This is a genomic window from Aeromicrobium sp. (assembly GCF_025965075.1).
Classification (GTDB): Bacteria; Actinomycetota; Actinomycetes; order Propionibacteriales; family Nocardioidaceae; genus Aeromicrobium.
The window spans coordinates 1-7,390 of sequence record NZ_JAOPXQ010000171.1 but is presented as its reverse complement, the minus strand read 5'-3'; the positions used below and the strand labels follow the sequence as shown (position 1 = coordinate 7,390).

Below are 7,390 nucleotides of genomic sequence, written 5' to 3'. Positions count from 1 at the left end.
CTCGCGAGCAGGCCCGTCGACCCACCGGCGGACAGCACGGCCTCGGTCATGACGGTCGCGTCGATGATGTCGCCGCCGGAGCCGCCGACCTCCTCGGCGAAGGCGATGCCGAGCATCCCGACCGCGGCGGCCTTCTGGTGCAGCTCGCGCGGCAGCAGGCCGGCGTCCTCCCAGGCGGGGAGGTGGGGCGCGATCTCCTTCTCGGTGAAGGACGTGACCATCTCGCGCAGGGCGAGACGTTCGGGGGTGTTCCAGACGTTCACAGGGAGGCCTTCGCTATCAGGGTCGGGAGGAGGACGGACGGGATGGCGCAGTCGCGGGCACGGAGCCACTCGCCCACGCCCTTGGCCTGCGGGTCGAGCCGGGTCGACGACGCAACCCCCTCGCCCAGCAGGCCGTGGATCACGATGTTGACCGCCGCCAGGTTGGGCAGCGGGTGGATCTCGACGTCGAGGGTCGAGGCCTCGGCCAGCAGCTCACGGACCGTCGGCGCGTCGAGGAAGCCGACGAGCCAGGCGTACGCGTCGTCGCGGGCCGGATGGCCGGCCGGGATCCAGACGCCGACATTGGCGTCGCCGCCCTTGTCACCGGAGCGGGCGTGCACGAGCCGGCCCAGCGGGGCGCGGACCGTGTCGGCCGCCCAGTCGCCGAGTGGCGCAAACCCGTCCCCGAGTGGCGCAGAAGTGGACGACTCGCCGTCCGAATCCGTCACTTCTGCGCCACTCGCGGATCCACTCGCGGATCCACTCGCGGAGCCACTCGCGGATCCACTCGCGGAGCCGGGTGGGGGGATCTCCTGCACGGTGCCGTCGGCGGTCACGATCCGGTGGGGGACCTCGGACTGGGGGACGTACGCCGCGCGGTAGATCCCGTAGGGCGTGCCGGCCGCCGGTGGGCGGGAGACGCTGAAGCCGGGGTACGACGCCAGGGCCAGCTGGACCACGGCGTCGCTGAACGCCCGGCCGACCGGCTCCGGCTCGGCGCTCTTGACGTGGCAGCGCAGCAGGGCGGTGCCCTGGGCCTCGGTCGGCGGGTCGGCAGTGTCGGTGCGGTCCAGGTGCCACTCGACGGTGTCGGGTCGGGTGCCGGCCGCGAACGCGGCCTCCAGCTGCCGCTCGACCAGGGCGGCCTTCTCGGGGATGTCGAGTCCCGTGAGGAGGAGCTCGACGCTGTTGCGGTGGCCGCCGATCTCGTTGAGGCACACCTTGGTCGTCGCGGGGGGCGGCTCGCCGACGGCGCCCGTGATCGCGACCCGGTCGGGGCCGACCTGGCTCAGCGACACGGAGTCGAGGCGGGCCGAGACGTCGGGGCCGAGGTAGAGGGGAGCGCCGATCTCGTAGACCAGCTGCGCCGTCACGGTGTCGACCGTGACGGCTCCCCCGGTGCCCGCGTGCTTCGTGATGACGACCGATCCGTCGGCGTCGACCTCGGCGATCGGGAAGCCCAACGGGGTCGACATGTCGACATCGGCGAAGCCGGAGAAGTTGCCGCCCGTCGCCTGCGTCCCGCACTCGATGACGTGCCCGGCGACGACGGCACCGGCGAGCCGGTCCAGGTCGTCGCGTCCCCAGCCGAAATGGGCGATCGCGGGTCCGACGACGACCGAGGCGTCCGTGACCCGGCCGGTCACGACGATGTCGGCGCCGGCCCGCAGCGCGGCGGCGATGCCGAACGCCCCGAGGTACGCGTTGGCGGTCAGCACGCCGCCGAAGCCCAGCTCCTCGGCACGGGCGCGCAGGTCGTCGCCCTCGACGTGGACGATCGAGATCTCGAGCCCCTGGTCGGTGGCGATGTCCCGGAGCCTCGCGGCGAGGGCCGCGGGGTTGAGGCCGCCGGCGTTGGTCACGATCGTGACGCCGAGCTCCTTGGCCAGCGCCATCGAGTCGGTCATCTGCCGGACGAACGTCTTGGCGTAGCCCAGCGACTCGTCCTTGACCCGGTCGCGGCCGAGGATCAGCATCGTCAGCTCGGCGAGGTAGTCACCCGTCAGGTAGTCGAGCTCACCGCCCTCGAGCATCTCGCGCATCGCGCCGAGCCGGTCACCGTAGTAGCCCGAGCAGTTGCCGATCCGGATCGCGGTCATCGGTCCCCCAGGCGGACGGGATCGGCGCCGGGCATCCCGGCGAAGGCCTGGACGATCGTCAGCCAGTGCGCCGCGTGCTCGCCGTCGGCCCGGACGTCGGTGTCCTCGAGGTGCCGTCGGCGGGTCGCCAGCAGCGCGAAGTCCCAGCCCGAGCCGGTGACCCGCTCGGTGGCGTCCTCGGGTCCCCACGTCCACACGTCGCCGTCGGGGCCGATCAGCTCGACCCGGATGTCGACGCCGGGGTCCTGCTCGCCGCGCACGAGGTAGGCGTAGCCGCGGGCCCGCACGCCGATGTGGCAGACGTGCTTCGCGCGGGCCGTCGGCCGGAGGACCAGGTCCAGCGACTCCGCGACGTCGTGGCCGTGCGCCCAGGTCTCCATGATCCGGGCGGTGGCCATCGAGGCCGGGCTCATGGGCGGTCCGAACCACGGGATCCGCTCGCCGTCGGGCACCGACCGGAGCGCCGCGTCGAGGGCCACCCGGCCCTCGCGCCACGCGGCGAGCAGCTCCTCGGGGGGCAGCGCCGCCATCTCGTCGGTCGCGGTGTCGATGAAGCCGAACGGGTCCTCCGCCGCCGACTTCATGAGCCGGCCGAACGCGTCGGGGTCCGTGATGGCCGCGAGCGAGGCGGTGTCGGTCCAGTGCAGGTGGGCGACCTGGTGCGCGACGGTCCAGCCCTCGGGGGTCGTGACGGTCGCCCAGCCGGCGGCAGTCAGCCCGGCCACCCACTGGTCGACCTGCAGGCTCTCGGCGGCGAGGTCGGTCAGGACGGTGTCGAGGGTGCTCGCGGTGCGGTCGGTCATGGCATCTCCAGCTCGTGGTCGAGGACGGTGGCCCAGGAGTCGAGGACGCTGGCCCGCCGCTTGGTGTCATCGGTGATGGACGCGGCGAGGCCCAGGCCACGCAGCAGGTCGAGCGTCGCCTGGACGAGCTGACGGTTGTCGCCGCTCGCCTCGTCGATGCCGAGCAGCTCGACGGCGTATGCATGCGTCTCCCGGCCGATCCGTCGCTCGAGCGGTCCGACCGCCTCCCGCAGCTCGGCATCGGTGCGGGCGGCGACCCACAGCTCGAGGGCCGCGAAGAACACCGGTGACACGAACTGGTCGGCCAGGACCTCCAGCACGCCGCGGACCCGGTCGTCCTCGGGCAGGCTGTCGGCGTTGCGGCGCATGTCCTCACGACGTCGGTCGGTCAGGTGCTCGACCGCCCCGACGACGAGCGCCTGCTTGCTCGGGAAGTGGTGGAGCTGGGCGCCCCGGCTGACCCCGGCCCGCTGGCTCACGACGGTCGTGGTCGTGCCGGACCAGCCGACCTCGACGAGGCACTCGACCGTCGCCTCCATCAGGCGCTGCCGCATGGCGCGGGTGCGCTCGCCCTGCGGCGTACGCGTCTGGGCCGGCTCGGTGGTCACCCGACCAGCGTGCCTCCTCCGGAACAAACAGTCAAGCCTGATTGTTTCTCGGACGTCGACGAGCACCGCCTGACGGTCGCTGTCGCACGACTCGTGGTGCATCGCCTGGATAAGAGGGCTCTCACGACTCCATCACGTCCACCTCATCCGTGCTGGAGATCGTGAGCACTCCACCCCCACTCCCAGGAGGCACCCCATGCGCACCCCCATCACCCTCATCGGCCTGTCCCTCGCGGCAGCCCTCACCCTCAGCGCCTGCGGCAGCGATGACGCCGAGCTCTCCGCCGACGACCGGGCCAAGGCGTCCACCGCGGCCCTCGCGTACGTCGGCGGTGGCGCCGTGACCGACGCCGAGCGTGGCGACGGCGACGACACCTACGCGTACGAGGTCGAGGTCACCCTGCCCGGCGGCAGCGACATCGACGTCGAGCTCGACGACTCCTTCGAGGTCACGAACCAGCCCCCGAAGGCCGCCGACCTCGAGCCCGCGCCCGCGGCCCCGTCCGCGACCCCGTCCGCGACCCCCGATGTCGCGCGTGCGACCGACGACCGACCCTTGACCGGATCGGTCCTCACGAAGGCGTCGGCCGCGGCGCTCAAGGCGACCGACCCCGCCGGGAAGGTCACCGAGACCAGCGGCAGCGACGACCCGGACCACGTGTACGAGGTCGACGTCCTGCTGCCGGACGGCGAGGACGTCACGGTCGAGCTCGACAAGCGGTTCGTGGTCACCGCGATCGACCGCTGACCTCCGCTAGTCTCGTCGCACTCCCACCGTGCGATCTGAAGGATCAGCCATGACCGAGCACATCCCACCCCCGCCTCCGCCCGAGGCACCGGTGGATCCCGATCCGGCCGGGCGGAGCGTCAAGGGTGCCGTCATCGGTGGGGTGGCGGTGGCCGCGGTCCTCGCCGGAGGCCTCGGCGCCTTCGCGGTCTACCAGAAGCTCGACGGTGGCGGCCCCCAGCCGCACGACGTCATGCCGGCGTCGACGCAGGCCTACGCCCGGCTCGACCTCGATCCGTCCGCGAGCCAGAAGATCGAGCTGTTCCAGCTCATCCGCCGGTTCCCGGACGTCGCCGACGACATCGGCATCACGAGTGACGGCCAGGACGTCCGGGAGCTGATCTTCGACCAGGTCCTGGCGCCGGAGTGCCCCGGCCTCGACTACGAGGACGATGTCGAGCCGTGGCTGGGCTCGCGCATCGGGATCGGCGCCAACATCGAGGACGAGTCGTTCCAGATCGCGCTGCAAACGACCGACGAGCAGGCGTCCCAAGCCGGCATCAAGAAGCTGTTCGGGTGCGCGGACGAGGAGTACGGCATCGCGTACCTCGACGGCTACGCGATCCTGTCCGACACCCAGCAGGCCGTCGACGCCGCGGTCACCGCGACCGAGAAGGGCACGCTGGCGGACAAGAAGGCGTTCGTCGACGACTTCGACGCCCTCGGCGACCAGGGGATCGCCTCGGCCTGGGTCGACGTCGCGGCCCTCGCGAAGGTGCCCGAGCTCGCCGAGGCGTTCGGCGAGCAGGCCGACACGTTCGCGAAGGCCGGCTCCGGCGCGACGACGCTGCGGGTCGACGGCAACGCCCTGGAGCTCGTCGCGTTGAGCGGCCGGGTCTCCGACGAGGAGCCGAGCCCGACGGATCTCGGCGCGCTCCCCAAGGACACGATCGCGGCCCTGTCGGTCTCCGGCGTGGGCGACCAGGTCGGTACGTCCTTCGACTCGTTCGTCCAGCAGCTCGACGGGGGCCTCGGCGCGATGCTCCTCCCGGACGACGTCGACGACCCCAGCAGCACCGAGATCGACCCGTCCGACGATCCGTCGGGTGACGACGCGCAGGACTTCATCGACGAGATCGAGCGGGAGACCGGGCTCCGGCTGCCGGAGGACCTCGAGACGTTGTTCGGCGACACCCTGACCCTGGCGGTCGGGGCGCGCAACGTCGAGCAGCTGCCGACGTTCGGTGGGCCCGACGACCTGTCGACCCTCGATGTCGCGCTGTCCCTGACGTCGGACCGGGCCAAGGCCCTCGACCTCGTCCAGCGCCTGGCGGACCTCGCGGCCGACGTCGGCATCCCGCTCGTCACGGCGGCGACCGATCGCGGCGCCGTGCTGGCGACCAACCAGGACGCCGCCGACGCGGTGAGCGACCCCGACGGCACGCTTGGCGAGCGGGACACGTTCACCGAGGTCGTCCCGGACGCCGAGGCCAGCAGCAGCGGGCTGTTCGTCGACATCGGCGCGATCATCGACGCACTGCAGCAGGCCGATCCGCCGGACGACCTGGCGAAGGACCTCGAGGAGGCCAGCGACCTGTCGGCGTTCGGACTGTCGGTCGGCGAGGATGACGACCACTCGACCCTCCGGCTGCGCCTGGCGCTGACCGAGGACTAGGGACCGGCGCTACGCCGCGGAGCCGGGCACCATCTCGCCGACGATCGTCTCCTCGTGCGCGTCGGGGTCGACCGTCGGCTCGGGGACCGGCTCGCCGACGGCGCGGCGGGCGAACTCGGCGGCGAGGTCGAGCGCCATCTCGCTCTCCGGCAGCGCGTCGGCCAGCACCGGGAACGCGTGCACCTGCTTGCGCCACAGGTGGGTCTCGACCTCGACCCCCCGCTCGGACAGCAGCAGCGCCATAGCCTCGACCTCGGGCCGGAGCATCTCGTCCTCGACCGCGACCAGGAAGGTCGGGGACGTGATGTACGCCGAGGCGTGCAGCGGCGAGGCGTAGCCCTCGATCGGCACACCCTCCTCGGGCAGCCAGCGCTCCCGGATCTGCGCGACCCGGCTGACCGGCAGATAGGCGTCCCGGTCACGGATGACCCGGACGACGGCCTTGTCCTGGCGCTCCGGGTCGACACTCAGCAGCGGCGAGAAGCCCAGCAGCGCGGCCGGGGCCGGCAGCCCGCGTCGGGTGGCGAGCTCGGCCACCTTCATCGCGAGGTAGCCGCCCGCGGAGTCCCCCGCGACGACGATCTTGTCGGGGTGCTCGCTCTGCTCGACCAGGGCGGCGTACGCCGTGATGACGTCCTGCACCGACTCGGCCACGCTGCCCTCGGGCAGCTGGACGTAGTCGACCGAGATGACGGTCGCGCCGGTCTTGAGCGCGAGCCGCTCGCAGATGCGCCGGTGCGTCTCGATGCTGCCGGAGAAGAAGCCGCCGCCGTGCAGGTAGAGCAGCGTCATCCGGGTCGCCGGGCCGTAGCGGTGGGTCATCGACTCGACCGGCACGCCGCCGAGGTCGTGCCGGACCGGCTCGATGTATCGCGACCGCTTGCGGCGGGCCGAGAGCTTGTCGATCCGGCGGATCGTCGCCAGCGAACGGTCGCTGAGCGGGGTGTGGAGCAGGATCGGCTTGAACACCAGGCGCGCGGTCCGCTGCAGGACCCGGGCCTTGAAGCTGAAGGCCTCGTGGACGACGGCCTGGTCGAACACGACCCGCATCGGGCCGCGACCCGGGAGGGCCAGCAGGACCCGGTCCCCCGACCGCCTCCGGACCCTCGGGATCGAGGTCAGGTGGGTGAGCGCAGGCAATCGGGGCATGCTTCGAGCGTACCGCCGGTATGGCACCAGCTCAACCGTCGCGACGACGTTTGCGCAGGTCAGCCGCCATGCCGGCGGGTCAGTCGGCGCGGAAGCGCGCGTCGACCTCGACCCGGATCACGATCTCCTCGGGCGTCAGGTCGAGCTCGGGCCCTTCGCCGGCGAGGCCGTACGCCGCCTGGTGGAGGACCGGCGCGCCCTGCGCGCCGTCGCCGGGCGACGTCAGCATGCCGGGGTCGGCGAGCTGGACCGCCGTGACCTTGCCGCGGCGGACCGCGTTGGCGTACGACTGCGCCTTGGCGACGGCGTCGTCGACGGCGGCCTTGCGCACCTCGGCCTCGTAGC

At 72.4% G+C, this 7,390-nt stretch carries 8 protein-coding genes; 2 read left to right on the top strand and 6 right to left on the bottom strand.

Going from position 1 to position 7,390, the window contains the following annotated elements; translation table 11 throughout:
* The 4 genes from JWQ91_RS10530 to JWQ91_RS10515 form a co-directional block, all read right to left on the bottom strand.
* Window positions 1–263, bottom strand: a 263-nt coding sequence (locus tag JWQ91_RS10530) for an acyl-CoA dehydrogenase family protein (protein ID WP_297783392.1), incomplete at its 3' end; no start/stop codon positions are given.
* Complete coding sequence (locus tag JWQ91_RS10525; protein WP_297783389.1) at window positions 260–2,083, bottom strand: acyclic terpene utilization AtuA family protein; 1,824 nt, start codon at window positions 2,081–2,083, stop codon at window positions 260–262. The genes JWQ91_RS10530 and JWQ91_RS10525, both read right to left, overlap by 4 nt.
* Window positions 2,080–2,886, bottom strand: coding sequence for a TIGR03084 family metal-binding protein (locus JWQ91_RS10520; protein WP_297783386.1), 807 nt, complete (start codon window positions 2,884–2,886; stop codon window positions 2,080–2,082). The genes JWQ91_RS10525 and JWQ91_RS10520 overlap by 4 nt, the downstream gene beginning before the upstream one ends.
* Complete coding sequence (locus JWQ91_RS10515) at window positions 2,883–3,494, bottom strand: TetR/AcrR family transcriptional regulator (protein ID WP_297783383.1); 612 nt, start codon at window positions 3,492–3,494, stop codon at window positions 2,883–2,885. Before JWQ91_RS10515 ends, JWQ91_RS10520 begins: the two co-directional genes overlap by 4 nt.
* 196 nt (window positions 3,495–3,690) lie before the next feature.
* Between JWQ91_RS10515 and JWQ91_RS10510 the strand changes: the two genes are divergently transcribed.
* Both JWQ91_RS10510 and JWQ91_RS10505 read left to right on the top strand, forming a co-directional pair.
* Window positions 3,691–4,242: a PepSY domain-containing protein gene (locus JWQ91_RS10510; RefSeq protein ID WP_297783381.1), complete on the top strand. Its 552-nt coding sequence runs from the start codon at window positions 3,691–3,693 to the stop codon at window positions 4,240–4,242.
* A gap of 49 nt (window positions 4,243–4,291) precedes the next feature.
* Complete coding sequence (locus tag JWQ91_RS10505) at window positions 4,292–5,896, top strand: hypothetical protein (RefSeq protein WP_297783378.1); 1,605 nt, start codon at window positions 4,292–4,294, stop codon at window positions 5,894–5,896.
* 9 nt (window positions 5,897–5,905) lie between these two features.
* Here JWQ91_RS10505 and JWQ91_RS10500 read toward each other — a convergent pair whose 3' ends face one another.
* Window positions 5,906–7,045 (bottom strand): alpha/beta hydrolase, encoded by a 1,140-nt coding sequence (locus JWQ91_RS10500; RefSeq protein WP_297783375.1) that lies wholly within the window; start codon window positions 7,043–7,045, stop codon window positions 5,906–5,908.
* Window positions 7,046–7,124: 79 nt separating this feature from the next.
* Window positions 7,125–7,390, bottom strand: a 266-nt coding sequence (locus JWQ91_RS10495) for an SIMPL domain-containing protein (protein WP_297783372.1), incomplete at its 5' end; no start/stop codon positions are given.